Genomic DNA, 25,596 nt, shown 5'->3' on the forward strand with positions numbered 1-25,596 from the left:
ATCGCGCAGGAGCAATCATGACCGTGGCCCTCGTACTGCACCGCGCCGATGGAGCACCCCTTTCGACCGCCTTCCGCAGGGCGCCGTTCGGCAAGGACGATCCCTTTGCGCGGCATCGCGAGATCGCGTGGGAAGGACCCGGCGCGATGAGCGCGGGCCGCACCAGCTTCATCGGCGAGTTCGAAGTCGCGAGCTATCCCCACATCGAGACCATCGTCGTGGTCGAGGGCGAGCTGACCCTGACAGCCGACGGGGCGGCCCCGCTGGTGGTCGGTCCGCAGGCGGGCGCCGTCATCGGATGCGGCACCTCGCTGCATATCCAGGCCGCATCCCGCGTGCGGTTCGTGTTTTGCGCGGCGGCTTGCGAGAGACCGACGAAACGCGGCGTCTTCCCGCTGCACGCCGACGCCAACTTCAAGCCCTCCGCCACGCTGCCCGCGGAAGTGCTGCTGGGCCCCTCGCCGGAGTGCCGCAGCGACAACGTCTTCACCGACGACGGCGCGCAGTACCTCGCGGGCACCTGGGACTCGACCCCCTACCACCGGATCGTTCGCCCGCATCGCATGAACGAGTTCATGCATCTGCTGGCCGGCAGCGTGCGGTTCGCATCGCCCGATGGCAGCGTGCTTTCCACGGCGGCCGGCGACGCGCTGTTCGTGCCCCAGGGCGCACCGATCGGTTGGGAAAGCAGCGATCGCGTGGCGAAGTTCTACGTGTGCCAAAGCGTCCCGGTTTGAACGCACGGGCGAGATTCATCATGTCCCCTCCGCTGCACCACATTCAGACTTCGCCCACGCTGCCGGCTTCGGCCGACGTCGTCGTGATCGGCGGCGGCATCATCGGCGTCTTCACCGCCTACTACCTGGCCAAGCGCGGCATTTCGGTCGCCTTGGTGGAAAAGGGCCGGATCGGCGCCGAGCAATCGAGCCGCAACTGGGGCTGGTGCCGGCAGCAGAATCGCGACGCCCGCGAGCTGTCGTTGGCAAGCAAGAGCCTCGACCTGTGGGAACAATTTGCCGCCGAGAGCGGCGAAGACGCGGGCTTTCATCGCTGCGGGCTGCTCTATCTCAGCAATGACGAGGCCGAAATTTCCCGTTGGGCCAGCTGGCGAGATTTTGCGAAAACCGCAGGCGTGACGACCCTCATGCTGAGCAGCCGCGAGGCCGCCGAGCGCGGGCATGCGACCGGTCGCGCTTGGAAAGGCGGCGTCTTCTCGCCCAGCGATGGCACCGCCGATCCTGCCAAGGCCGCGCCGGCCGTGGCTGCTGCGCTCATCAAGCTCGGAGGCAGCGTCCACCAGAACTGCGCGGCCCGCGGCATCGAGATGGAAGCCGGACGGGTCAGCGGCGTGATCACGGAAGCCGGTGTCATCAAGACCCGGACAGCCGTGATGGCCGGTGGCGCCTGGGCATCCTCGTTCTGCCGGCAGCTGGGCATCCGTTTTCCGCAGGCCTCGATCCGCCAATCCATCCTGAGCGTGTCGCCTGTGCAGCAGCGCCTGCCGGATGCTGTGGTGAGCGCGGGCGTGTCCGCCACGCGCCGCAACGACGGACGCTATGCACTGGCCATCAGCGGCCGCGCGCGCGTGGATCCGACAGGCCAGTTCATGCGCTTCGCGCCGCAATTCGTGCCCATGTTCGCCAAGCGCTGGCGCAACCTTCGCCCGGGCGGCCTGGAAGGTATTCGAGGCGGCCATGAAACGCTGGCGCGCTGGCGGCTCGACGCCCCGACGCCCATGGAACGCGTGCGCATCCTCGATCCGAAGCCTGATCTGTCGGCGATCAGGGAGACCCACCGCCGCGCCATCGAACTGCTGCCCCAGCTTCGCGATGCCACGATCACGCACGCCTGGGCGGGCTACATCGACAGCACGCCGGACGGTGTTCCCGGCATCGGCGAGGTGCCGGGCATGCCGGGGTTCATCTTGGCCGCGGGATTTTCCGGACACGGCTTTGGCATCGGCCCTGGCGCCGGCCACCTGATTGCGGACCTTGCCAGCGGCGCCGAACCGATCGTCGACCCGGTGCCGTATCGGCCGGAGCGCTTCAGCAATTCGGCATGGGGGAAGGTGGCTGATTTCTAAGGTGCCGGGTTGCAATATGGCCTGCGACATGCGCCTGATTCAGATCACGCCGTCGCGCTGCAGCCTGTCCAGCGCTTCGCTGCCAAGGCCCAGCGCCCTGTAGACCTCCGTGTTGTGTTCACCGGCGGCCGGCCCGGTACGCGGCGCCGCGGGCTTGAAGCCCGAGAAGCGCGGCACGATCGCGGGGGCGGGCAGCGACCCGAGGTCCGGATCGGGCAAGCGGATGATGGCCTCGCGCGCAATGAAGTGCGGGTCGGCCATCACGTCGTCCACCGCATAGACCTTGCTGTGGGGAACACCGCCGCGGGTCAGGGCCTCGGACAGTTGCGTGAGTGTCTGGCACTCGCACCACCCGGCCACGATCGCATCGATCTCGTCGATGTTCCGCACCCGGTCCGGCGTGGTGGCAAAGCGCGGATCGTGCGCCAGCGCCGGCTGGCCCATGGCCTGGCAGATGCGCTTGAAGATCGGGTCGGACGATCCCACGATCGTGACCCAGTGGCCGTCGGCCGTGCGGTACATGTTGGACGGGGCGGTGTAGGTGGCCCGGCTGCCCGAGCGGCTGCGCGCCTGCCCCAGCACCTCGTGCTCGACCGGCAGGGCTTCGAGCAGCCGGAACATGGCCTCGGTCGCCGCGAGATCGATCTCCCGGCCCGGTGCGTCCGGGTGGCGATGGCGTTCCGCGATCGCGGTGGAGATGGCGAACGCACCGAACAGGCCCGCAATGACGTCCCCGAGCGGATAGTTCATGTGCTGCGGACTGCGGCCGCTTTCGCCGGTCAGATGGGCGAAGCCGCTCATCGCCTCGAAGATGCGCGCGAAGCCCGGGCGCTGCGCATACGGGCCGGTCTGGCCGAAGCCGGTGACGCGCAGGATGATCAGCCGCGGATTGGCCGACCACAGCGTGGGCGCGTCGAGCCCCCACTTGTCGAGCGTGCCGGTGCGGAAGTTCTCGACCAGCACATCGAAGGACTCGATCAGCCGCAGGAACAGCGCTCGGCCTTCCGGCTTGCGCACGTCGAGCGACACGCCCTTCTTGCCGCGGTTCGAGACCTTCCAGAACAGCGCGTGGTCCGGCGTGGTCGGCGAGAGCGAGCGCAGCGGGTCGTTGCCTTCGGGCAGCTCCAGCTTGACGACCTCGGCGCCCATGTCGGCGCACAGCGAGGCCGAGAAGGGCGCCGCAATCACGGTGGCCATGTCGAGGATCCGGATGCCGGCCAGCGGCCCCTGTGGCATGGCGGGTGGTGGCATGGGCTCGGTGGCGGCGGTGTGTTTGGGGGTGTCGGATGGCATGCATCGAAGTCTGTTGGTGCGCTCCATTTGCCGCAACTCATGTTTCGACATCCTGAACGCGGCGTCGACGCGCGCTATCGCAGGCCCAGCGAGAGCTCGATGCTGTGCGCCAGCGTGAGCAGCCGCGGTGTGACCTCCCGGCGCATCTGCGCAAAGCTGCCGCGCTTGGTTGCCACGGCGCAGTTCAGCACGAACTGCATGCCATCCACCAGGCCGTGCAACGGCACCGCAAAGCCATGACGGTTCGGCTGCCAGTCGGCGCGCGCACTGCAGAAGCCGTCGCGCGCCAGTTCCTCCCGCGCCAGCTCCGCCGCCGCGGCGTGGCGCTCGAACTCGGCCGGCGCGGCAACGCGGATCTGGTTCAGCACCGACAGCCGGTCTTCGGGCGCGGCGCGCGCCAGCCAGGCGCGGCCGATGGCGGTGGCCAGCATGGGAAGCGGCGCGCCGATGTCGGGCGTCAGCACGAAGTCTTCGCTGTTGCGCGCAGTCTCCACGTACACCATGTGGATGCGGTGGCGCAGCCCGAGCGAGACGGCGCCTTCGATTTCGCGCGCCAGCGTTTCCATCATCGGCCGCGCAATGGGGCGGATGCGCATGCTGGCCAGCAGCGGATGGCCGAGGCCGAGCACGGCCGCCCCCAGCCTGTAGCTGGCCGTGGTCGGGTCGCGCCGCAGATAGCCGAGCAGCGCCAGCGTGTGCGTCAGGCGCGCGACCGTGGGTTTCGAGAGCCCCGTGCGCTGCGCGAAGTCCTTGTTCGCGAGGCTCGATTCGCCGGGATGAAAGCACAGCAGCAGGTCGATGCCGCTCGCGAGCGTGGTGGCGAACTGGCGGTCCTTGGTGTCCACATCTTTCATGGCGCTGCATCCAGGTCGGCTTCCACGCTGCGCGCGAGCGCGACGAGGCGCGGACCCACGCCTTGCTCGAGCTGGCGGGGGCCGAGCCGCGACGTGAGCACGCCGCAGTTCAGGATCAGGATCTCGCCGTCCTGGGGAATGCGGATCGGCACGCCGACCGCCTGCACGTCGCTGCGCCAGGCGCCGCGCGACACGCAGAAGCCCTTGCGCTTGAGGTCGGCTTGCGCCCGCACCAGGTCGGCTTCGTACGGCCGCACCTGGCCGGGCTCCGACGCTTCGATCTGCGCGAGCACGGCGGCGCGCAGCTGCGGCGGTGCGTGTGCGAGCCAGCTGCGCCCCATCGCCGTCGGCAGCATCGGCACGGCCGCGCCGATGTCGGGCCGCCATGCGCTGAGGTCGTGGCCGCGGCAGGTTTCGACGTAGACCATCCGCGTGCGGTCGCGCATGCCCAGCGACACCGAGCCGCCGACCTCGTCGGCCAGCTGCTTCATGCGGCCCCGCGCGATCTGCCGGATGCGCAGGCTCGCCATCAGTGGATAGCCGATCGTGAGCGCCGTGGAGCCCAGGCGATAGCGCCGCAGGTGCGCATCGAAGACCACCAGGCCGCGGGCCGCCAGCGTGTAGGTCAGCCGCGAGATCGTCGCCTTCGACAGCCCGGTGCGCTCCGACAGCTCCTTGTTGCCGAGGGCGGGTTCGCCGACGGTGAAGCAGTGCAGCACCTGCAGGCCGTGCTGCAGCGTGGTTGCGAAGTCGGGGTCGGGATGGCGTGCGGCTGGCATGTGGGGGCTCGTGTTGCGCGATGAATGCTACGTCCGGCAAGGCGCGCCGGCGAGCGGTGGCATTCAAGATAGAGAAACATCGTTTTCCATATGTGATGCCGCTGCGTAGTCTCCGGGCCCTGGCAAAGAATCAACCGGAGACTCCCATGCGCAAGATGTTCATGCTCGCTGCCGCCTGCCTGCTGGCCGCGGCTTTCGCGGTGCACGCCGACCCGGCCGCCTATCCGGCCAAGCCGGTTCGCCTCATCGTGCCCTTTGCACCGGGCGGCTCCACCGACGTGCTGGCGCGGCTGCTGGCCGCGGCCCTCGTTCCCGAGCTGGGGCAGCCCGTCGTCGTCGAGAACAAGGCCGGTGCCGGCGGCAACATCGGCGGCGACTACGTCGCCAAGTCGGCGCCCGACGGCTACACGCTGCTGATCGCGGCGGCCGGCCCCACGGTGATCAACCCGAGCCTCTACACAAAGATGCCCTACGACCCGGCCAAGGACCTGCGGCCGGTGACGCTGCTGATCCAGGAGCCCAACCTGATGGCGGTTCACCCGAAGATTCCAGCGAAGACGGTGCCCGAGTTCATCGCCTACGCCAAGTCCAGGCCCAACGACGTCAGCTTCGGCTCGGCGGGCAACGGCAGCCCGTCCCACCTGGCCGGCGAATGGTTCAACCAGCTCACCGGCACCCGGATGGTCCACGTCCCGTACAAGGGCACGGGCCCTGCGATGAACGACCTGCTGGCCGGGCAGATCGCGATGATGATCGACAACATGCCCGCGCTGTGGCCGCATGTGCAGGCGGGCAAGCTCAGGGCGCTGGCGGTGTCCACCGACAAGCGGGCCACAGCCGCGCCCGAGGTGCCGACCGTCGCCGAGTCCGTCAAGGGCTTCAGCTTTGGTGCATGGAAGGGCCTGATGGTGCCCGCTGCAACGCCCACGGCCATCGTCGAGCGCCTGCACGCCGCCACCACCAAGGCGCTGGAAAAGCCCGAGCTTCGCAAACGGCTGCTGGCCCTGGGCGCCGAGCCGGTCGGCAACACCCCGGCGCAGTTTGCCGAGCTCATCAAGGCCGACACGGCTTCGTGGGCGGCGCTGGTCAAGTCCACCGGAACCAAGCTGGACTGAGGTCCGCGCGCATCCATCCCATGAAGCAAGGAGTAACACATCATGCAGCGTGATCCCGCAGCCTTCGAACAATTCCTGGTCAGCCTGCGCAGCTACGTGCGCGAGCGGCTGGTGCCGAACGAGGCACGCGTGGCCGACGCCGACGAAGTGCCCGCCGACCTGGTGGCCGACATGGCGGCGCAGGGCCTGTTCGGCTATTCGATCCCCGAGGCCTATGGCGGCGCGGGCATGACGACCGAAGAGCTGGTGCTGGCGGCGATGGAGTTGTCGCAGTGCTCGGTGGCCTTTCGGGCCCGTGTCGGCACCAACACCGGCATCGGATCCGAAGCGCTGGTGGCCGACGGCACGGAGGCGCAGAAGCGGCGCTACCTTCCGCGGCTGGCCAGCGGCGAGCTGACCGGCGCGTTCGCATTGACCGAACCCGAAGCCGGCTCGGACGCTGCATCGCTGCGCAGCTCGGCGCGGCGCGACGGCGACCATTACGTGCTCAACGGCACCAAGTGCTTCATCACCAACGCGCCGATTGCGGGCCTTTTCACGGTGATGGCCCGCACCGATCCTCACGACCTGTCGGCGCGCGGCGTCACGGCCTTCCTGGTCGAGCGCGGCATGCCCGGGCTCAGCACCGGGCCGGCCTACAAGAAGATGGGGCAGGCGGGCTCGCCTGTGTCCGAGGTCCACATGAACGACTGCATCGTGCCGGCGGAGAACGTGATCGGCGGGCGCGAAGGGCAGGGCTTCAAGACGGCGATGAAGGTGCTGAACAAGCAACGCATCCACCTGGCGGCCCTGTGCATCGGGCCGGCGATCCGCATGCTGCAGGACGCGGTGGCGTTCGTGTCCACGCGCAAGCAGTTCGGCCAGGCGCTGTCGGGCTTCCAACTGATCCAGGCGCTGATCGCCGACAGCCAGACCGAGATCCATGCGGCCCGCGCGCTGGTGCTGGACACCGCGCGCAAGCGCGACGAGGGCATCGACGTGACGATGGAAGCGTCGATCTGCAAGTATTTCGCCTCCGAGATGTGCGGCCGCGTGGCCGACCGCTGCGTGCAGATGCTGGGCGGCTACGGCTACATCGCCGACCATGGCATGGAGCGCTTCTACCGCGACGTGCGGCTGTTCCGGCTGTACGAAGGCACGAGCCAGATCCACCAGCTCAACATCGCCAGGCGCACGCTGGCCAAGGCCGGCTACGGCGGCGAAGGCGCCTGATGTTCGGCTACAGCGACCGCCTGCCAGCGCTGCGCGAGGCGGTGCGGCGCTTCGCCGAGGAAGAGGCCATTCCGCGCGAGCGCCCGGCGCTGGCCCACGACCTGGACGCGCTGGAAGCCGCGGTCGGTTCGTTGCGCGCCAGGGCCATGGAGGCCGGCATCTACGCACCGCAGCTGCCGGTGGCATGGGGCGGGCTGGGCCTGTGCTGGCGGGATCGCTCGGTGGTGCTCGAAGAAGCCGGCCGGAGCTTCCTGGCGCCATTGGCCATGAACTGCGCACCGCCGGATCAGCCCAACATGATCAACCTGCTGGCTGAAGGAACACCGGCGCAGCAGCAGCGCTACCTGGTGCCGCTCGCGCGCGGCGAGGCCCGCTCGTGCTTTGCGATGACCGAACCCGAGCCCGGCGCGGGGTCCGATCCGTCGATGCTGCAGACGGTGGCCGAGCGCCGTCCCGGCGGCTGGGTCATCAACGGCCGCAAGTGGTTCATCAGCGGGGCGGTCGGCGCCGCGTTCGCGCTGGTGCTGGCGAAGACGGGCGAGGGCGCGACGATCTTCATCGTCGATGCCGGCAACCCCGGCTACCGCGTGGTGCGCAACATCGCGAGCATCGACGGCTTCCAGATCGGCGGGCATGGCGAGATCGAACTGCAGGACTGCTTCGTCGAAGACGGCGCGGTGCTGGGCGAGGCGGGCCAGGGCTTTGCCCAGGCGCAGGCGCGGCTCGAACCGGCGCGCCTGTCGCACTGCATGCGCTTCATCGGCCGCGCTTCGCGCGCGATGGCGCTGGCGCAGGACTACGCCAACCGGCGCCACTCGTTCGGGCAGCCGCTCGCGCAGCTGCAGCAGGTGCAGGCGATGGTGGCGGACTCGCACATCGACCTGCATGCCGCACGCCTGATGACCTGGCATGCGGCCGCGAAGCTCGATGCGAAGCAAAGCATCAAGCACGAGTCGGCGATGGTCAAGGTGTTCGTGTCGGAAGCCGTGGGACGGGTGGCGGACCGCGCTGCGCAGATCATGGGCGCGCTCGGCATGTCGGAAGACTCTCCCGTGTCGATGATCCTGCGCGAGATGCGGCCCTTTCGGGTCTACGACGGCGCGTCGGAGGTGCACCGCTCGACGCTGGCACGCCGCATCCTGAAGGAATCGCTGCGTCCTTGAAGCGGTCACTCGCCGGCGGTCAGCAGGACCGTGCCATGCGCGAGAACGCGGGTCCGGTCGTCCGGCCCTTTCATGCATCCCTGTAGCTCGATGATGCTGCCACCCCTCGGACGGGCCGCGATCGATGAAACGCTCCACTCGATCAGCACCGTCTCGCTCGCCAACACGGGCCGCAGCAGATCGACCGAGAAGTTGATGCCAAGGACATTTCCTTTCTTCGCGAAATGCGTGGCGGTCAGCCCCATCAGCAGCGAGGTGGTGTGCGTGCCGCTTGCGATCATTCCGCCGAAGCGCGTGCCTCTTGCGAACTCCGCATCGTGGTGCAGCGGGTTCTCGTCTCCCGCGGCCAAGGCAAATGCCCTGACTTGCTCTTCGTCGAACGTGTGGGTTCGCGAGAAGCGGTAGCCGGGTTCGACGGGTACACCGGCGGCGGGTTCGAACTCAACCATGGCGCGCGAGGCCGGTGATGGCCTCCTGGCTTCCGGCCTGCTGGCGCAGGCGGAACTTCTGGATCTTTCCGGTGGCTGTCTTCGGCAAGCTGCCGAACATCACCCGACGCGGACACTTGAAGTGAGCCAGCCGCTCGCGGCAGAACGAGATGATCTCTTGTTCGGAAGGCGCCGAGACGCCTGCCCTGAGCTCGATGAACACGCACGGCACCTCTCCCCATTTCTCGTCAGGCTGGGCGACCACGGCGGCATGCAGGACGGCCGGGTGTCCGTGAACTACATCCTCGACCTCCACCGAAGAGATGTTCTCGCCGCCCGAAATGATCACGTCCTTCGAACGATCGGTGATCTGCACATAGCCGTTGCCATGCAGGACCGCCACGTCGCCGGTGCGGAACCAGCCGTTGGCGAGCGCCTTCCGCGTGGCCGCCTCGTTCTTGAAGTAGCCCATCATCACGGTGTTTCCGCGCAGCATGAGTTCCCCTGCGGTCTTTCCGTCGCAAGGAACCGGCTCCAGCGTGTCGGCGTCTCCGACCATGAGGCCTTCGAACATGGCGGCGCGCACGCCCTGGCGCACCCGCAGCTTGCCTTGCTCGGCGGGTTCAAGATCGTCCCAGCCGTCCTGCCACGCGCAACTCACCGGCGTGCCGCAAACCTCGGTGATGCCGAACACGTGCTCCACGTCGAAGCCCATGGCCAGGACCGCGTTCAGCACGGCCAGCGGAGGAGGAGATCCTGCGGTCAATACCCGTACGGGACGAGACAGCTTGGTGTGCCGTGCCGAATCCGCGAGCATGGCCATCACGACCGGCGCCGCGCAGAGATGATCGACCTGATGCGCGTCGATGGCCTCCAGCACCGCTTCGGCAGACACCCGGCGCAGGCAGACGTGGGTCCCGGCCGCCGCCGTCACGGCCCAGGTGAAGCACCATCCGTTCGCATGGAACATGGGCAGTGTCCACAGGTACTTCGGCGCCCGCGGCATCGCCCAGTTCGTGATCTGCAACAGGCTCATCAGGTAGGTGCCGCGGTGGCTGGCGACCACGCCCTTCGGGTCTCCCGTCGTACCGGAGGTGTAGTTCAGCGCAATGGGCTGCCACTCATCGCTCGGCCAGCGGCCGGGGAATTCCGGGTCGCCGCTCGCCAGCAGCGATTCATAGTCGGTCTCGCCGATGCGTTCGCCGGGCGGCGCGAGGTGGTCGTCGATGTCGATGACCGGGGGAGGGCTGTCCAGCAGCTTCAGGGCGGCGGCAACCGTTGCGGAGAATTCGCGGTCGACCATCAGCAATTTGCACTCGCCGTGACGCAGGATGAATGCGATCCCTTCAGGGTCCAGCCGGTGATTGATCGCATTGAGCACGGCACCTGCCAGCGGCACGCCGAAGTGCGACTCCAGCACCGCCGGCGTGTTGGGTGCCAGCACCGACACGGTGTCGCCCGGCTGGATGCCCCTGGCCGCCAGCGCCGACGCCAGGCGATGGCAGCGCTCACGCGTCTGCGCCCAGGTCCGCGTCAGATCGCCGTGCACCACCGCCAAGCGGTTCGGATGTGCCAGCGCGGCGCGGTCGAGAAAGCCGAGCGGCGTCAGCGGCACATGATTGGCCTCGCAGCGGTCGAGGCCCTTTGCATAGGATTGCGCGCTCATGTCCTTGTCTCCTTCGTGCTGTCGTGGAATGCCGTGAAGGCGGAAACCGGCTCCCGCTCGGTGACCAGCGAGTTCTCGATGGAGGACTCGTCGGCGTAGCCCAGGCTCATGCCGCAGACGAGCATCTGGCCCGCGGGGATGTCCAGGAACTCGGCGATCTGGCGATGGAACTTCAGGAACGCGGCTTGCGGACAGGTGTGAAGGTTGCGGCCGCGTGCGGCGATCATCACGCTCTGCAGGAACATGCCGCAGTCCAGCAGGCTTCCTTCCTGGAGCGCGCGGTCGATCGTGAAGAACAAGCCCACGGGCGCATCGAAGAAGCGGTAGTTGCGCCCGTGCTGCATGTGCATGCGCTGCTTGTCGCCCTTGGCGATGCCAAGCAGGCCATAGAGGTCCCAGCCCACCTTGCGGCGCCGCTCCAGGTACGGGGAGAGCCATTCGCGCGGGTAGTAGTCGTAGGGCTCGAGCAGTTCCCCCGATCTGCCGGGATCGTCGTCGAGCGCTGCGATCGCTGCGGACAGGCCGGCCTTCGCAGCCCCGGTCAGCACATGCACATGCCAGGGCTGCATGTTCATGCCGGAAGCGCTGTAGCGCGCGGTCGAGAGAATCGCTTCGATCTCTTCCTGCGGCACCGGCCTGGGCAAGTACGCCCTGATGCTGCGCCGCGTGGCAATCGCCCAATCGACGGCGCCTTGCAGCGCCTGCGCACCCAGCGGCGGCGCCATCATTCGGTTCATTGCGGGTTTCCTCGTTTCTGCGTTGCCCGAGGAGCTTAGTTCCGCAAGGATGCGATGCCCATGCCCGCAGGCCTCGATCCGGCCGGGGCCTTCGGGCATGCGGATGTCGCTTTGGCGGGCGCAGGGCGCCAGCAGCCTATTCCCGCGCGTGCGTCAAGGAGCGATAGCTTCCCGGGCTCACGCCTGTCCATTTCTTGAATGCCCGATGAAAGGCGCTGGTCTCCTGGAACCCGGTCCGGGCGGCGACTTCAGCCACCGTCAACGAGGCGCTCGACAAGAGATCGATGGCGATGTCCCGCCGCAGATCGTCCTTCACCCGCTGGTAACTCAGCCCCTCCTGCTGCAATCGGCGCTGGAGTGTGGTGTCGGAGACGCCGAGCTGCTGCGCGAGCTTCTCCAGTTCGGGCCACGCATCGGGCATCTGGCTGCGCAACCGGTGCCGCACCTGTGCGCTGGTGCTCGAGTCATTGCGGTACTTGACCAGCAGATTGGCCGGCGCTGCCCGCAGGAAGTTGTCGACGGTCTGCGGGGATTCCGCGATCTTCAGATCGAGCAGGTCGCTTGCGAAGGTGATGTGCGTGGTCTCTGCGTTGAACTTCAGGTTCTCGCAGAACCGCGTGCGGTAATGGCTGTCGTCGGCCGGAGGCGGGCATCGGAACTGCATTTCGCGCAGGGGAATTCGCCTGTGCACGAGCCAGCATGCCAGCCCATGGACGAGGATGAACCAGGTGCCGTAGCCGAACAGCCGGCGCAGCACGCCACCGTCGTGCAGGATCACGCGCGCCTCATCGGCCGATCGGACCAGTTCCCCGCGAAAGTCGTCCAAGGTGGCGTGAAGAAACCTGAGGATCCGGCGCAGGGCGTGCTCCAGGTTCTCCGAGTTGACCGCTGCACGCGTCATGAGCGCATAGCTTCCGCGGCGCAGCCCGTGGCTGTCCAGGCCGAAGAACTCGTCATCCATCAGATCGGCCAGGGCCACCCACATGCGCGAGTACGCAGCCGCCGGAATGCGTGCGCGCGGTGCGTCCAGCAGATCGCGGTCCAGTCGGGCGATTTCGAGCACGCCGCTGATGTCCATGTTCCTGAGCGCGGCGGCACGAATCGCCTCGTGCACGAGCTCAATGGAAACGGTGCCCTTCAGCCCTGCTGACTTCATGCGGCGAACTCTCTGGGGAATGGTTGATCAGGGGCGCCCCCGGCCGTGGGTTGCGCGGCCTGATCTTAGTCAACCCGGCCCATTCGGCCAGCGTGCTGGCGGGCGGGGCTTCCAGTTCGAAACGGCCTGAAGGAAGGCACGCGTTTCCGCATAGGGCTCGGTGCGAGCCGGTGGCATGTAGCTGAGTTTCACGACCACCGTGCGAGTGGCCGGGTCGACGTACGTGAACTGGCCCTGCAGACCAAGGGCATAGTACGCGCCGGTTTGCGGAAATGTCCACCATTGATAGCCATAGCCGCCGTTCGGCGAGTCGCTGCCGGGGACCGAAGCGGTCGCGGCCTTGATCCACTTCTCGGGGACGATCTGTTTCCCATTCGCGTAACCGTTGTTCAGGAATAGCAGGCCGAAGCGTGCCCAGTCCCTGGCAGTTGCGTTGAAGCCCGCCCCCGTGAACTCACGGCCTGCGCCCGGAGCGCCGTCCATGATGAAGAAGCCGTTGCTCGCCGCGCCCATGGGCTCCCACAGCTTCTCGCTCATGTAGCCCGCGAAGGTGGTGCCCGAGACGCGCTCGACCAGCCAGCCGAGCACCGCCGTGTCGATCGTCTTGTAGGCGAAGTGGCTACCGGGGGGATGCGCACGCCCTATCGTCATGGCGACATCGGCAAAACGCGAGGTGTTCCGCACCAGCGACGACATGTGGTTGCTCGCTGCAATGCCGGGATTCTGGAAGTCGTACCGCTCCTCGTAGTCCACGCCGGACCGCATCTCCAGTACCTGCCGGATCGACACGTCCTTGTAGGCACCGCGCGCGAGCTCGGGGAGGTATTTGGCGATCGGATCCTCGATTGATGCGATGCGCTTCTCGTGCACCGCGATGCCGACCAGCGTGGAAACAATGGATTTCGTCATGGACCAGCCCATGAATCGTGTGTCGCCGTCGCTCAGGTTTCGGTAGTTCTCGTAGACGATGGCGCCGTCCTTGATCACCAGCAGCGCGTTCGTATAGGTGCGATCGAGAAACTCCTCCGGGGTATAGGCGGTGCCTTCGAACTCGTATCTGAAGTCCAGGGGCGTATCGTTGCGCGGAATCGCCCATACGGCACGCCGGTGGGTGACTTCCCGGGTGTCGAAGATCCGGTCCATCGAGCGGAACGTCAGTGCATTGATGCCCGGATTCAACATCTGCCAGCGCACTTCCTGCAGCGCGATCGGAACCGAAGAAGTCGGTGCGCCTGCGGGCGCGGGCGGCATCGGTTGCGAATGAGCCGCGCAGGCAAGCAGTGCCACGCTGCATGCCACTGCGAGTCCACGGGTTCGCCGGCAATTGGCCATAGTTCGGAAGCCGAATCTCATGAGGAAATTCCTTGTGTCGTGATGCCCGCTCTCGCAGGCTGGGGCGTTGGAGCCGGCAGCGTAGCGAGCGGCCTTCGTGACCAGGCCTCTGCAAATGAGGAGGGGGCGGGAAACTACGGGGCCTCGTGGGTTCCCAGGCCCAGGGCTGACCCAAGCTGGATCTTGTTGCGCACGCCGAGGCTGGCATACACGTTGCGCAGGTAGGTCCGCACGGTCGCAGGGCTCAGATCGAGCCGCTCGGCGATCTCCTTGTAGGAGCGGCCCTGAGCGTACAAGGTGGCGGCGCGTCGTTCCCGCGGGGCGAGCGGATTCCCAGCGCTTCGATCTTCAAGCACCAGCGCGAGCAGACGACCACAGGGCGCAACCGTCAGGCGATCTGATCGGCCCACCGCGATGGAGTGCGGCGCCTGATGGACCAAGTCTGCGATGGTTGGGGGCAACATCGTTCCCTGCCAGCCAGGATTGGCCTGTTGGAGAACTTGGCCCAGCCGTGCACCCAGGTAGAGGAGACGGCCGCCTCCATCGGCGAACGCATACGTGTTCCACATGCTGCGACCTGGCAAGGCACCTTGAAGACGGTCGAGCACGTCCCGCCAGTGCTGCACGAGGTGGCGGGTGAACTCGCCGAAGATGACCGCTTCCTCATCGCGGAAGGCTGGACCGGCAGGGCGCCGATAGATCGCTACGAAGAAAAGCAAACCGCTCGACGGCAATTCGAGGGTGATCGCCATGGCGTGATGGAGGCTGTGTCGTCTGCAAAACCCGTCGACCGTGCCACCCGGCGTGTGCCTGCCGTCGCCTGCACCGCCGCGCAGTACCACGCCGCAGCGTGCAATGGATGCTCGGGCGAACTGGTCCGCATCTGCGAGCGCATTCCATTCCTCTGCAAAGCCGGTGCTCAGCCCGATACTGCCGTGCAGCCAGTTTCTCGGCGGGCTGTCGGCAGACCCGGGTGAAACTTCGCCCCACCATGCCGAGTCGAAGGAAACCAGGCCTTTCAGCAGCTGGAGCGCCTCGCGGTGCATGTCTTGCGCATTGCCTGAACGCGCGAGAGTGACCAAGGCCAAAAGGCACATCCCGAACTCCCTCAGAGTGGCGAGAGCGGATCCCGCCGGCACACTTTCAAGGAGGGCCGGCGTGGATGGAGTTTGCGCAGTCATACGGGTGGAAGCCGGGGAGCTTTCGGGCGTTCGTTCGAAAAAGTGTACCGGCAGGTACCGGTCCAAAGCCACCTAAGACAGAATCCGACGATGGCATAACCGACACCCGCATCAAAGGAGCTTAATGAGCGTCGAAATCAGGAACGAGATGCCTACCGACGTGGATGCCATTGACGCAGTGACGACCGCTGCATTTCTGGCTGCGCCCCATACAGACCATACGGAGCAGTTCATCGTCAAGGCGCTGCGCAAGGTTGGAAGGTTGACAGTATCCCTGGTCGCAGAGGTCGACGGGGAAGTAGTCGGCCACGTGGCCGTATCGCCGGTATCCATCTCGAACGGGGCTTCGAACTGGCATGGTCTCGGCCCCATTTCAGTGTTGCCGGCCTATCAAGGCCAGGGGATTGGCTCACGCCTCGTGCGCGAAGCATTGAGTGCGCTGCGCGAAAGCGGAGCCTTCGGGTGCGTCGTTCTCGGCGAGCCCGGCTTCTACGGCCGATTCGGCTTTCGGGCCGAGTCCGGCCTTGTCCTTCCGAACGTTCCGCCCGAGTACTTCCAGGCTGTGTCCTTTGGCGCAGCCATGCCATGCGGCAATGTGTCGTACGACGAGTCGTTCAACGCGCGGGCCTGATGAAGGCGGCATGCGGTCAAGAGCCGACTTTCGGCCCAGCCCTCCTATTTCAAGAGAGCGCGAACCCCCTGTCGGTTTTCGACCCACTCCGAGCTTTGTAGCCTTGTGTTGGCACCCATGCGGGTGCGCCGGGGCCGTGTCTTGTTCAGGCGCGGATGTGCAGGGGAGCGAACGACTTCACCAGGTCGTCCAACGCCTTCAGCTGCACGAGGAACGGCTCCAGCTGGTCCAGCGGCAGGGCGCTGGGACCGTCGCATTTGGCCTGCGCAGGGTCAGGATGAGCTTCGAGAAAGAGGCCCGCCAAGCCCACCGCCAGGCCCGCACGCGCCAGTTCAGCCACTTGCTCGCGCCGCCCGCCAGAGACGGCAGAGTTCGCCTCGCGTTGCTGGAGGGCATGGGTCACGTCGAAGATGACTGGCAGATTCCCGGTGGCCTTCTTCATGGCACCGAAGCCAAGCATGTCCACCACAAGGTTGTCGTAGCCGAAACAGGTGCCGCGGTCGCACAGAATGACGGGGGAGCTTCCCGCTTCCCTGATTTTCTCCACGATATTGAGCACCTGCGGTGGGCTCAGGAACTGGGGCTTCTTGACGTTGATGACCTTGCCCGTCCGGGCAAGCGCGACGACCAGGTCGGTTTGGCGGGCGAGAAACGCAGGCAGCTGTAGAACGTCCACGACCTCGGCGACAGGACTCGCCTGCCATGGTTCGTGCACGTCGGTGAGGATGGGCACACCGAACGCTGCCTTGACGGCTTCGAAGATTTTCAGGCCCTCTTCCAATCCCGGCCCCCGAAAGGAATGGATGGACGAGCGATTGGCCTTGTCGAAGCTTGCCTTGAAAACGTATGGGATGCCGAGCTTGCGAGTGACCCGGACGTACTCCTCTGCAGCACGCAGGGCCATGTCCTTCGACTCGAGTACGTTCACGCCGCCGAACAGGACAAAGCCGTCGCTGTTGCTGACGTTGATTGCGGGGTTGATGGCGACGGTCGTCAAGAAGAGTTCTCCTGTCGTGTTGTGGTCCGCATTCTCGCGCTCCGGTCGGCCAGAAAAATACGCCTTGGCCACCAGTGGGTACAGTCGGCCGACACCAGATGGTCGAATGAGGAGCCCAGCGTGTTTTCCCATGTCTTTGTGAGCGTCAACGATTTCGAGCGCGCCTTGCACTTCTACGGCGCAGTGATGGACTGCCTCGATGTAGAGCTGCGCTTCTGCGAGCGCGAGAAACCATGGGCCGGCTGGCACAGCGCAGGTGGAACGCGCCCCCTCTTCGTCATATGCAAGCCCTACGACGGACATCCGCACCATCCCGGGAACGGGCAAATGGTCGCCTTCGCCGCGGACTCCAGGGCGGTCGTCCGAGCGGCGTACCAGGCGGCCTTGGAGAACGGCGGCACCGGTGAGGGGCCGCCAGGGCTGCGCCCGCAGTACCACGACAACTACTATGGGGCGTACTTTCGCGACCCGGACGGGAACAAGCTCTGCGTTGCCTGTCACGCCCCGGCGACCGACGGTACCTGAGGCAGGGAGGACGGCAGAATGCGGCCATGAGGTGCCCTCGCGGCCAACGGGTTTCAGCCAAGTGATGCACTGGAACTCGGGGCACGTCGGCAATCCGTCTCAACGCTCCTTCATGCCCAGCAAGGCCCGGAGCGTCACTTCCGTCGCGTCGTCGTCCGGCCTGGCCCGATGTGCAATACCCAGCGCCCTCGACAGCGCCGGCCGCAGCGGTCGCATGCTGATGCGCCGATCAGGCGGCGGCGCGCCTGCTTCGTGCGGCAACAGCGCGGCGCCGTAGCCCGCGGCCACGAGGTTCTTCATCGCGTCGTTGTAGTTCAATTCGATGCGCGCCTGCGGCCGCTCGCCGGCCGCGGCAAACCATTCGGCAGTCTGGCGGGAGAGCCGGGTGCCGCGGTCATTGGCGATCAGGGGCCGGGCGGCGAGCCAGGCCGGCGTCACGTGCCGCGGCGGTTCCCAACCGGCGGGGATGAACGCCAACACCGGATCCTGGCGCCAGGCCTGCACACGCAGGCCGCGGAGCGCCGGTTGTGGCAGCGCGACGATTCCGATGTCCAGGCTGCCGGCGGCCAGCCGCGCCAGGGCTTCCTCGCTGGTCATCACCGCGACCTGCACGTCGATCTCGGGATGCCGGGCGGCCAGGGCCTCCAGCGCCTGCGGCAGCAGGTGCGCGAGCGCACCGGTGGAGGCGCCCAATCGCACGCGGCCGCCGCGCGCGGCGATCTGGTGTTGCACGGTTTGCAGCAGGTCGTCGGCTTCGGCCAGCAGCCGCCGTGCCTTGTCGATCAGCAAGCTGCCGGCGGACGTCGCGGTAACGCCGGCCGGCGCCCGGTGCAGCAGGCGGGCCCCGAGGCGGGCTTCGAGCTGCGCCACGTGCAGCGTCACCGTCGGCGGCGCCAGGTGAAGTGCCTTGGCCGCCGCGGCGAACGAACCGAGGTCGGCCACCGTCAGCAGCGTGCGCAGGCGGTCGAGGTTGATTTCACGCATCGTGCAACTTTCGTCGTTGGAAGGTGATTCAGAATTCCTGAATCCGTAGTTTGACAGATTCAACTGGTGTGCATGCGATGGGCGATGCACCATGCGGTTCGAACTCAATCGGAGCGCTTCATGACCCCTCTCGTTTTCATCGATGGCGACCAAGGCACCACCGGCCTGCAGGTGCGGCAATGGCTGGCGGGGCGGACCGACCTTCGCTTGCTGCAATTGCCGCCCGGGAATCGCAAGAACGCGGCCCATCGCGCCGAGGCGCTGAACGACTGCGACATCGCATTGCTGTGCCTGCCGGACGACGCCGCGCGCGAGGCCGTGGCGCTGGTGCGCCGTCCTGGCGTGCGGGTGATCGACGCGAGCTCGGCCCATCGCACCGCACCGGGCTGGGTCTATGGCCTGCCGGAGCTGGAGGCTGCGCAGTCCGAGCGCATCGCCAACGCCGGGCGTGTCAGCAATCCCGGCTGCTACCCGACAGGGGCGCTGGCATTGCTCAAGCCGTTGATCGACGACGGCCTGGTGCCGGCGGACTGCCCGCTGGTCATCCACGCGGTGTCCGGCTATTCAGGACGGGGCCGAGCCGGACTCGAGGATCATGAAGGCGCCGGCGCTGCCACCGCGGTGCCCTTCCAGGTCTACGGCCTGGGCCTGAACCACAAGCACGTGCCCGAGATCCAGCAGCATGCCGGCCTCGCGCATGCGCCGGTGTTCGTGCCGGCGTATGGCCACTATCGACAAGGCATCGTGTTGACGATGGCGCTGCATCTGCGGCTGCTGCCGGCCGGCGTGACGGCCGCGCGCTTGCACGCCGCGCTTCAAGCGCGCTATGCAGGGCAAGCTTTCATCGAGCTGCAACCGCTTGACAAGGACGTCGATGCGCGGCGGCTCGACCCCCGCGCACTCAACGGCAGCAACCGATTGCGACTCGCGGTTTTTGAGCAGGAGCGCACGGGCCAGGTGCTGTTGGCTGCGGTGTTCGACAACCTAGGCAAAGGCGCCGCGGGAGCGGCGGTGCAGAACCTCGACCTGATGCTCGGATTGCCGTCGGTACGGCACCAGGCGCCCGGCGACTCGTTTCCCCGCGCGCGGGCGGCATGACAGGAGCCGGTGGCAAAGATCGACCCATCGCTCGCGTTGAATGCCCGCTTTCCTGCACCGAGGCTGAAGGATCGATGGGCAGCAACGGGCCCGGTGTGCCGACTCCCGTGCGGCTACAGTCGGCTACTACGACGAATCGGGAGGCGCAATGTCTTGGGATGTTTCATTGTTCAAGTTCAGTCGACACTACAGCTCCGTGTCCGAAATTGCTTCCGATGAACAGCTTGTGAATCTGGGCTCGCTCAGTGACGTTCAGACCGCTGTGACATCAATTTTTCCCAACACCGACTGGAGCGATCCGAATTGGGGCATCTTCTCCAGCAAGATTGGTTCGATTGAGTTCAACGTGGGAAAGGCAGACCCCGTTCAGAGCGTGGGACTGCATGTGCGTGCCGGTGATGAGATTGTTCATGGCATCCTGCTGCTCTGCGAGCATTTCGAATGCCAAGCGATAGACCTGAGCGACGGTAGCTTTCTGGAGCAGTCCGATGATCCCGCGCGCAACCTGCAAAAGTGGCGCGCTTACCGGGATCAAATCGTTGGCAACTGCACGTGACCGGCGCGACATCCGCAGCCGTCGGTTGCCCTTAGGCCGAGATAGCGCGGTGCGCTCGGCTTGAGATGCTGATGGAGCTCTTGTCGAGGTCTTTGGCATTCGCGAACGCATACCCGTTAGCTTCGTGCACTGTACCGAATACGAGACCTCGAAGCTTGGCTCGCGCGGCAAAGGCAAAGGCTGCCAGCTCAATCCATCAGATTGATCTGCAGGTACCCATTGGTACCCGTGGTCGGATTGTTGGCTCCCACGATCGCGAAGATTTTCCCTCCCTGCATCGCAAAGTACGATTTCGGATCGCTGCCAGTGCCGAAAATCCCGCGCATGCCCAGCGGACCGGTGCTTCCCATCGTCGCAAACGTATTGTGGGCATTGGAGGTCGAGCCATCCGCGCTCTCCACGTTCCTGAATGACTCCGTGGCGCGCACGTCGACTTTCCCCCAGGACGCCTCCGTAGAACTGCCATGACCGAACCCTACGGGCCACTGCGTGCTCTCGGGCAGTCCGATTCGGAATACCGCTGTCTTGGAATCGCCATTCAACTTGCCGCTGATCAGGAAGATCTTCTCGCTGCCAACGCGAGCCATCGCAAACAGCGCGGCGTCAGCGGGTGCGCTGGGATCCACCATGTTCCAGGTTCCGCTTGCGTTGCCCGGAGAGATGTTCCAAGTCTTCAGCGAGGCGACCGGGCAGTCGTCGACACGGTAGATGATGTTGTGGGTGCAGCGAACCAGAATCGTGCCGCCACCCGATATCTTCATTTGCGAGATGTCGGACGCACTGGCGGTGGAGCCCACGTTGATGCCGAAGCGGTTGAACGTGCCGTCCAGACCCGCTTGATTCGTCTCGAGTGCCCGCGAGGCGACGAACGGTTGTATCGCGAAGCTCTCGGTCGCAGCCTGTGTAACGACGAACGGAAACGCCCCAACGATGATGTCCTGGCCCACGCGGAAACGCGCAGTATTCACAGCCGTGGTGATGCGGCTGGATTGGAAAAGATAGGTTCCGGCCTGAGTTGCGTCTGCCGTAAAGCTGCCCGATACCGTCGTCATGCCGCTGCCGGTCCATTCGTAGGTTCCAACATCGAAATTCAACGCGACAAGTTGGCGCGTCCCATTGGTGGCATGGGCGTTGTAACTGCCGTTGCGCGCATCGCCTCCTGCCACCTCGAACTTGATGTCCCAGGCGCTGCTGGCCGAGCGGGCTGTCAATTTGAAGGCCCTGGGCTGGCTACTGCCATTGACCAGTTGGGCTTTCCAGCTTGAAGTGCCGATCTCCGGATTGCGCAGGGTGATCTCTTCGCCAGCGCTGGTCCATTCAACGGCGGCACCAGCGTCGATCTGGACGGTATCGCCCGGCTTGATCGCGTAGATACCTGTACCTTGAACAATTGCTCCGTTCACCTGAACGGTGGGAGTCGTCGTCGTCGCCGACGGCGAGCTTGGCGGAAGCGGCCCAAATCCACCACCACCACCGCTACCACCACCTCCGCCTCCGCAAGCGACCAAAACCATGGTCAAGGACACGGCTGCCGCCGTGGCGAATTTCATTTCCATTGCTCTTCCTCCTCAGTGTTAAACGGCATCCAACTTGTTGTGGATGTCCAATAGGCGCCGAATAATGCCACCCGTGACACACCCATCGATCTGCGTGCCAACAGGAAAACTGCAAGACCATGACGAACTGCCGGTCTTGGCCGACTGTAGCCGGTCACGTAGTCGTCGCGAAGGCGCCCATACCGGCTGTATCTTTCGCTCCACATCAGACTTCCATTGGCTTTGGCTTTGGCTTTGGCTTTGGCTTTGGCTCGGCCGGTCTGGCGACCGACCACTTTTCTTTTCAGCCGAAAACCAGTCTTGTGGCCCAACGCGGCCACGCCAGCTGCGGCCCTTGGCCCCAATGTTCTACGCGGCTCAACTCGAAGAGCGGACGGCGAGTTCCCGCAGTACAGCGTCCAACGGAACCACCCCCTTGCGAACCTTGTCGGGGTTCTCGAACTCGATCCATCCTTCGTTGAAACCGTCCAGCATCTGAATGCGCGGCATCGGATTGCGCATACCTTGCGCTCTGAAAAGCGCCTCCCAGCTCGCGCGCGGCACTACCTCCATGCGCACGTCGCGGCCCAAAACGCGAGCAAACCCTAGAGCGACCTCATTGGGCGTCAAGCGCTCGCCTTCCAGTTCAACAATGCGCTTGCCTTGCCAGATTTCTTGAAGCAACTCGGCGGCAAGGTGTCCGACATCTGCGGTGGCAACCATGGGTACCGGTTTGTCCAGCGGATAGAGAAAACTCGGAATGACTCCCGTCGTGCGCGCATGCTCCACATCCCAAGCGGCGTTTTCCATGAACCAGGCGGCGCGCAGGAAGGCCACGGGCAAAGGCAGGGTGCCTAGGCTGGCCTCCTGCAACAAGTGTTGCTGCAACAGGTTGGGCCGTAGTGACTGAGCACCAATCGTTGACAGCGAGACGAGCTTGCCGGGCAAAGTGGAATCGAGCGCCTCGTGCACCGCTGCAATGACACGGCGGGCCTCGTCAAGATCGGGCGAAGGGTCGAACACCGGCGGTAAAACGAAGAACACGCCCTCAGCGCCTGCGAAAGCCTTCTTGAGTGCTTCGGCATCGTCCAACGAAGCAATGGCAACTTCGCAGCCGCGCTGCTTCCATGCGGCGCCCTTGCCGGCGTCGCGTACGACGGCACGGACATCCTTGCCCGCTTCCATGAGCGAGCGTGCAACGGCGCCGCCCACCTGACCTGTGATTCCCGTGATGGCAAACATCGAAACTCCTTGTTCTCAGCACAAATTGACTTGGTGCAAGAAGTTTGAACATCGACCATCCATTTCTCAATGACATGAATGTCATTTCACTCATGCTTGACGGTCATTGATGCTGCGCGGCTACTGCAACAGACCGACGATGAAGTCCAGGAACGCGCGCGTTTTCGCCGGCAGATGCTGCCGCGACGGATGGAACGCGTAGAGCGGGAATTGCTCGTCGCGCCATTCAGGGAAGACGTTGACCAGCCGCCCGTCGGCCAGCATCGGCTCTGCGCCGAGATCCATCACCTGGGCCATGCCATGCCCGGCAAGGCACACGCTGTAGAGCGTGCCGGCATCATTGACCGTCAGCGCTCCGTCCATGTGGAACACCAGCTTTTTGCCGCGCTTGTGAAATTCCCATGGAAATGGCCGACCCGTTGCAGAGTCCCGGAACAGGATGCATACATGGTTGCCCGTCGTCAACTCGCGCGGGTCCTTGGGGTGTCCATGGCGCTTCAAGTAGCCAGGCGATGCCACCGTCAGCATCCGCGTGTCGAGCAATTTGCGCCCGATCAGCGTTGACGGTCGCGGATGGCCAAAGCGCACTGCGAGGTCGAAACCATCGGCTACAGGGTCACCGAGCTCGTCACGGGTGATCAGTTCGAGCTTCACTTGCGGGTACGTCTCGAGAAAGGCCCCGAGGCGCGGTCCCAAGATCAATCGTGAGAAATACGGATCGATGTTGACCCGCAGAACGCCGCGAATCGCCGTCGTGCCCTGCGCTGCGGATGCCACCGCTTCTTCCAGCCCGGCGAGCAACGGCGCCACCTGCTCATAGAAGCGCCGGCCTTCGTCCGTCAGGCTGATCGATCGCGTCGTGCGTTCTAACAGTCGAATGCCCAGCCGCGCTTCCAGACGTGCGATAGCTCGGCTGACGCCCGATTGCGACATCTGCAGAATGTCGGCAGCCGCCGCAAAGGTGCCGCTGTCGATGATCGCAGCAAGGACGCGGATGCCGTTCACAATTCTTTCGTCGAAATCCGCCATCTGAGCTTTTGCTTGACCTATGAGAATCGCTGGTCGCTACGTCTCACGCATCATTCCGACCCTGTGCTCGGCGACACAAGCGGCTCTGCCGAGAGCACTGCGACAACAAACGCGGATATTGCCATGGGCTGGTGACAATCAACGGGTGGCGGTGCCGGAAGGTCCGGTTGTGGTTGCGAGTGCAGCCGGTTGCGACGGCCAGAGCTTCGGGCCCATCACCGTCTTTCGAGTCAGCCAAGGCACCAATGCGACTCTTGTGCTCGACGGAGGGCGCAGGCCGCAGAGACACACACGCCACTGCTGCTAGTTCGCGCTCTAGGCGGCCCCCACGAACTTGCAGATCTCATGCGAATACTCTCGCAGAAACGCTTGCTTGTTGGGAAGTGGCTCCGTACTGTGCGGCGGTGGGACGTCCATGAACGAGAAATGGCCAGCCCCTTCGGTGATGCGGACATCCACGATGTTCCAATCGTGCATGGCACTTGCAAGCCATTCTGTTTGCATTGGCGGCGTGATGCTGTCTGCCGACCCCACCCACGCCAAAACTGGAATTCGCACGGCATCAAGTGCGGCCGGAGCTTGAAAGAAACCGGTTGGCGGCGCCAAAAGGGCCAGGCGAGCCAAGCGACGGTCCGGTGCGATGCCGACGCGCCGACCTGGTCCTAACCACAGTTGAGCGCCGGCCATTGCAACGAGGATGGCAGCACCGATCGAATGCCCCACGCCTATCGCTCTTGCGGAGGGCTCAACGAATGCGTCCAGTGCAACGGCGAGGCGTCTTGCCCGGAGGGCCAGTTCCTTCTCTGTTGGGGTCGTCGAAGCAAGTCGCTCGAAATGTGGGGCAACAACCGTGCAACCAGATTCAGTCAAGGCGTCCAGGAGCGTAGAGAGCCGTTCCGGCTGACCGCCCGATCCGACTGAGAAAAGAACGACTGGCGAACCTGTGGCAGCTTTGCGAACTGATACCTCAAATGAATCACCGTTGTCTTGCAGTGTCTGCGTCAGCACTAGAAATGGCTCCTCGGAGCAAAATGGATTCGATAGGGATCTGTGGGATCGATTGGACGCCACGAACAAAATAACCAATGTCCCAGCATCTGCCTTCCAGCGCCGCATCCAGTTTTTCGGCCGTTGGGATTTATGTAGATTAAATTCACCTCTGGTAGTAGATCTTGATCGGGTAGCCGTACCGGCGCCCCCGCTTTGCGCACCACTCCGGAAAGGTACCGGCAAGATCCTCTGAATAGGCTTTCCAATCTGCCAAGAGCTCATCGAAGTAGTTAACTTCGGCGGCCAGGTACACGACTTGCTCGGGATCAGGCGCGTTGGAAATCAAATCCTTGGCACATTTCAGGGCGACGGTGGCATCGTCGACAGAGCCAATAAAATAACTCTCATCGAGATGATGTGTCGCGTGCTCGGCGTGCGAGATATTGCGCTCGATGAGTAGCTTCCGCACTGGAAGATCCTCCGGGCACATCACGAGGGCCTTGGTGAGCAAATCGGAATCGCGAAAGAGCATGCCGAGCCAACGGATCGGCACGCTGGCTTTCGGCTCATCGTCCGACCAGGCCTGCAAAGTTGGGACCAGAAAGCGCGAGATCAAAGGTTGCGTCAGGAACTGATGTGCCTCTCTGGTTTGCTCGTTCAATTCCAAAATTTGAACGGCGGAAGAACGAGCAGTCGCTTTGTCAAACGACTGCGAAGCGGTCAGAAAGAGTTCAAGTGTGGCCATCGCCTCCCGGCGCAGTCCTTTTTCGCGCAGGCGGCAATAGCTCGCAAGGGACCGCAGGTTCGGATAGACCTCAAGTTCCTTCGAAAGCCGGGCGAGCCCGTCAAAGTTGGCCTTGTTCCAGTAGTGCATGTTCAAATTCGTCAGGAAAAAGCTGCGTCTTCGGCGAAGTGTTCAACGTGTCGCAGCGGTGGACCTAAGCTCCGGCTCACTGCCGCGTCAGTTCTGCTTGAACAGTCCTCGCGAATGTCCTTCTGGCCGTCATCTG

The 25,596-nt window shown here is 65.0% G+C and carries 25 protein-coding genes; 9 read left to right on the plus strand and 16 right to left on the minus strand.

Annotated elements, in window-relative coordinates; translation table 11 throughout:
- Nucleotides 1–17 precede the first annotated feature (17 nt).
- Together L1081_RS30195 and L1081_RS30200 are read left to right on the plus strand one after the other, a co-directional pair.
- Nucleotides 18–737, plus strand: a complete 720-nt coding sequence (locus tag L1081_RS30195; RefSeq protein WP_489417160.1) for a cupin domain-containing protein — start codon at nucleotides 18–20, stop codon at nucleotides 735–737.
- A gap of 20 nt (nucleotides 738–757) precedes the next feature.
- The gene (locus L1081_RS30200) at nucleotides 758–2,083 is read left to right on the plus strand and encodes an FAD-dependent oxidoreductase (RefSeq protein WP_489418011.1); all 1,326 of its coding nucleotides are present in this window, start codon (nucleotides 758–760) and stop codon (nucleotides 2,081–2,083) included.
- A gap of 39 nt (nucleotides 2,084–2,122) precedes the next feature.
- Here L1081_RS30200 and L1081_RS30205 read toward each other — a convergent pair whose 3' ends face one another.
- From L1081_RS30205 to L1081_RS30215, 3 genes are all read right to left on the minus strand, one after another.
- Nucleotides 2,123–3,376, minus strand: a complete 1,254-nt coding sequence (locus L1081_RS30205; protein WP_489417161.1) for a CoA transferase — start codon at nucleotides 3,374–3,376, stop codon at nucleotides 2,123–2,125.
- 74 nt (nucleotides 3,377–3,450) lie between these two features.
- Nucleotides 3,451–4,230 (minus strand): IclR family transcriptional regulator domain-containing protein, encoded by a 780-nt coding sequence (locus L1081_RS30210; RefSeq protein WP_489417162.1) that lies wholly within the window; start codon nucleotides 4,228–4,230, stop codon nucleotides 3,451–3,453.
- The gene (locus L1081_RS30215; protein WP_489417163.1) at nucleotides 4,227–5,009 is read right to left on the minus strand and encodes an IclR family transcriptional regulator domain-containing protein; all 783 of its coding nucleotides are present in this window, start codon (nucleotides 5,007–5,009) and stop codon (nucleotides 4,227–4,229) included. Before L1081_RS30215 ends, L1081_RS30210 begins: the two co-directional genes overlap by 4 nt.
- Nucleotides 5,010–5,155: 146 nt before the next feature.
- Here L1081_RS30215 and L1081_RS30220 point away from each other — a divergent pair, with 146 nt between their 5' ends.
- Genes L1081_RS30220 through L1081_RS30230 form a run of 3 tightly spaced genes read left to right on the plus strand, consistent with a single transcriptional unit; the run spans nucleotide 5,156 to nucleotide 8,499 of the window.
- Entirely contained in the window at nucleotides 5,156–6,124 is a 969-nt protein-coding gene (locus L1081_RS30220) for a tripartite tricarboxylate transporter substrate-binding protein (RefSeq protein ID WP_489417164.1), read from the plus strand.
- A gap of 42 nt (nucleotides 6,125–6,166) precedes the next feature.
- Nucleotides 6,167–7,336 carry an acyl-CoA dehydrogenase family protein gene (locus tag L1081_RS30225; protein ID WP_489417165.1) on the plus strand — a complete coding sequence of 390 codons (1,170 nt, stop codon included), beginning with the start codon at nucleotides 6,167–6,169 and terminating at the stop codon, nucleotides 7,334–7,336.
- The gene (locus tag L1081_RS30230; protein ID WP_489417166.1) at nucleotides 7,336–8,499 is read left to right on the plus strand and encodes an acyl-CoA dehydrogenase family protein; all 1,164 of its coding nucleotides are present in this window, start codon (nucleotides 7,336–7,338) and stop codon (nucleotides 8,497–8,499) included. The genes L1081_RS30225 and L1081_RS30230 overlap by 1 nt, the downstream gene beginning before the upstream one ends.
- Before the next feature lie 5 nt (nucleotides 8,500–8,504).
- On the opposite strand, the gene L1081_RS30235 is transcribed toward L1081_RS30230, so the two are convergent.
- From L1081_RS30235 to L1081_RS30260, 6 genes are all read right to left on the minus strand, one after another.
- Nucleotides 8,505–8,948, minus strand: coding sequence for a MaoC/PaaZ C-terminal domain-containing protein (locus L1081_RS30235; protein ID WP_489417167.1), 444 nt, complete (start codon nucleotides 8,946–8,948; stop codon nucleotides 8,505–8,507).
- Nucleotides 8,941–10,593, minus strand: a complete 1,653-nt coding sequence (locus tag L1081_RS30240; protein ID WP_489417168.1) for an AMP-binding protein — start codon at nucleotides 10,591–10,593, stop codon at nucleotides 8,941–8,943. The genes L1081_RS30235 and L1081_RS30240 overlap by 8 nt, the downstream gene beginning before the upstream one ends.
- On the minus strand, nucleotides 10,590–11,330 hold the full coding sequence (locus L1081_RS30245) for a nitroreductase family protein (RefSeq protein ID WP_489417169.1): 741 nt from the start codon (nucleotides 11,328–11,330) through the stop codon (nucleotides 10,590–10,592). Before L1081_RS30245 ends, L1081_RS30240 begins: the two co-directional genes overlap by 4 nt.
- A 136-nt stretch (nucleotides 11,331–11,466) precedes the next feature.
- Nucleotides 11,467–12,486, minus strand: coding sequence for an AraC family transcriptional regulator ligand-binding domain-containing protein (locus L1081_RS30250; RefSeq protein ID WP_489417170.1), 1,020 nt, complete (start codon nucleotides 12,484–12,486; stop codon nucleotides 11,467–11,469).
- A 69-nt stretch (nucleotides 12,487–12,555) separates the two neighbouring features.
- Nucleotides 12,556–13,773: a serine hydrolase gene (locus tag L1081_RS30255; RefSeq protein WP_489417171.1), complete on the minus strand. Its 1,218-nt coding sequence runs from the start codon at nucleotides 13,771–13,773 to the stop codon at nucleotides 12,556–12,558.
- A gap of 179 nt (nucleotides 13,774–13,952) precedes the next feature.
- Nucleotides 13,953–14,864: a LuxR C-terminal-related transcriptional regulator gene (locus tag L1081_RS30260; RefSeq protein WP_489417172.1), complete on the minus strand. Its 912-nt coding sequence runs from the start codon at nucleotides 14,862–14,864 to the stop codon at nucleotides 13,953–13,955.
- Between the two features lie 259 nt (nucleotides 14,865–15,123).
- Between L1081_RS30260 and L1081_RS30265 the strand changes: the two genes are divergently transcribed.
- Complete coding sequence (locus L1081_RS30265; RefSeq protein WP_489417173.1) at nucleotides 15,124–15,630, plus strand: GNAT family N-acetyltransferase; 507 nt, start codon at nucleotides 15,124–15,126, stop codon at nucleotides 15,628–15,630.
- Nucleotides 15,631–15,775: 145 nt separating this feature from the next.
- On the opposite strand, the gene kdsA is transcribed toward L1081_RS30265, so the two are convergent.
- Entirely contained in the window at nucleotides 15,776–16,627 is an 852-nt protein-coding gene (gene kdsA, locus L1081_RS30270; protein WP_489417174.1) for a 3-deoxy-8-phosphooctulonate synthase, read from the minus strand.
- 120 nt (nucleotides 16,628–16,747) lie between these two features.
- Here kdsA and L1081_RS30275 point away from each other — a divergent pair, with 120 nt between their 5' ends.
- Nucleotides 16,748–17,152, plus strand: coding sequence for a VOC family protein (locus L1081_RS30275; protein WP_489417175.1), 405 nt, complete (start codon nucleotides 16,748–16,750; stop codon nucleotides 17,150–17,152).
- A gap of 99 nt (nucleotides 17,153–17,251) precedes the next feature.
- Here the strand turns inward: L1081_RS30275 and L1081_RS30280 are convergent, their stop codons facing one another.
- On the minus strand, nucleotides 17,252–18,136 hold the full coding sequence (locus L1081_RS30280; protein ID WP_489417176.1) for a LysR substrate-binding domain-containing protein: 885 nt from the start codon (nucleotides 18,134–18,136) through the stop codon (nucleotides 17,252–17,254).
- A 120-nt stretch (nucleotides 18,137–18,256) separates the two neighbouring features.
- Between L1081_RS30280 and argC the strand changes: the two genes are divergently transcribed.
- Nucleotides 18,257–19,234, plus strand: coding sequence for an N-acetyl-gamma-glutamyl-phosphate reductase (argC, locus tag L1081_RS30285; protein WP_489417177.1), 978 nt, complete (start codon nucleotides 18,257–18,259; stop codon nucleotides 19,232–19,234).
- 148 nt (nucleotides 19,235–19,382) lie between these two features.
- Nucleotides 19,383–19,790 (plus strand): hypothetical protein, encoded by a 408-nt coding sequence (locus L1081_RS30290; protein ID WP_489417178.1) that lies wholly within the window; start codon nucleotides 19,383–19,385, stop codon nucleotides 19,788–19,790.
- Nucleotides 19,791–19,978: 188 nt separating this feature from the next.
- Here L1081_RS30290 and L1081_RS30295 read toward each other — a convergent pair whose 3' ends face one another.
- From L1081_RS30295 to L1081_RS30315, 5 genes are all read right to left on the minus strand, one after another.
- Entirely contained in the window at nucleotides 19,979–21,346 is a 1,368-nt protein-coding gene (locus tag L1081_RS30295) for a hypothetical protein (RefSeq protein ID WP_489417179.1), read from the minus strand.
- 357 nt (nucleotides 21,347–21,703) lie between these two features.
- A complete protein-coding gene (locus tag L1081_RS30300) occupies nucleotides 21,704–22,567 on the minus strand; it encodes an NmrA family NAD(P)-binding protein (RefSeq protein WP_489417180.1) in 864 nt (287 codons plus the stop codon).
- 120 nt (nucleotides 22,568–22,687) lie between these two features.
- Nucleotides 22,688–23,596, minus strand: coding sequence for a LysR substrate-binding domain-containing protein (locus tag L1081_RS30305; RefSeq protein ID WP_489417181.1), 909 nt, complete (start codon nucleotides 23,594–23,596; stop codon nucleotides 22,688–22,690).
- Between the two features lie 315 nt (nucleotides 23,597–23,911).
- The gene (locus L1081_RS30310) at nucleotides 23,912–24,604 is read right to left on the minus strand and encodes an alpha/beta hydrolase (protein ID WP_489417182.1); all 693 of its coding nucleotides are present in this window, start codon (nucleotides 24,602–24,604) and stop codon (nucleotides 23,912–23,914) included.
- Nucleotides 24,605–24,749: 145 nt separating this feature from the next.
- On the minus strand, nucleotides 24,750–25,460 hold the full coding sequence (locus tag L1081_RS30315; protein ID WP_489417183.1) for a hypothetical protein: 711 nt from the start codon (nucleotides 25,458–25,460) through the stop codon (nucleotides 24,750–24,752).
- Between the last annotated feature and the right edge of the window lie 136 nt (nucleotides 25,461–25,596).

The organism is Variovorax sp. MSC1_012, assembly GCF_023667525.1.
Classification (GTDB): Bacteria; Pseudomonadota; Gammaproteobacteria; order Burkholderiales; family Burkholderiaceae_C; genus Variovorax; species Variovorax beijingensis_B.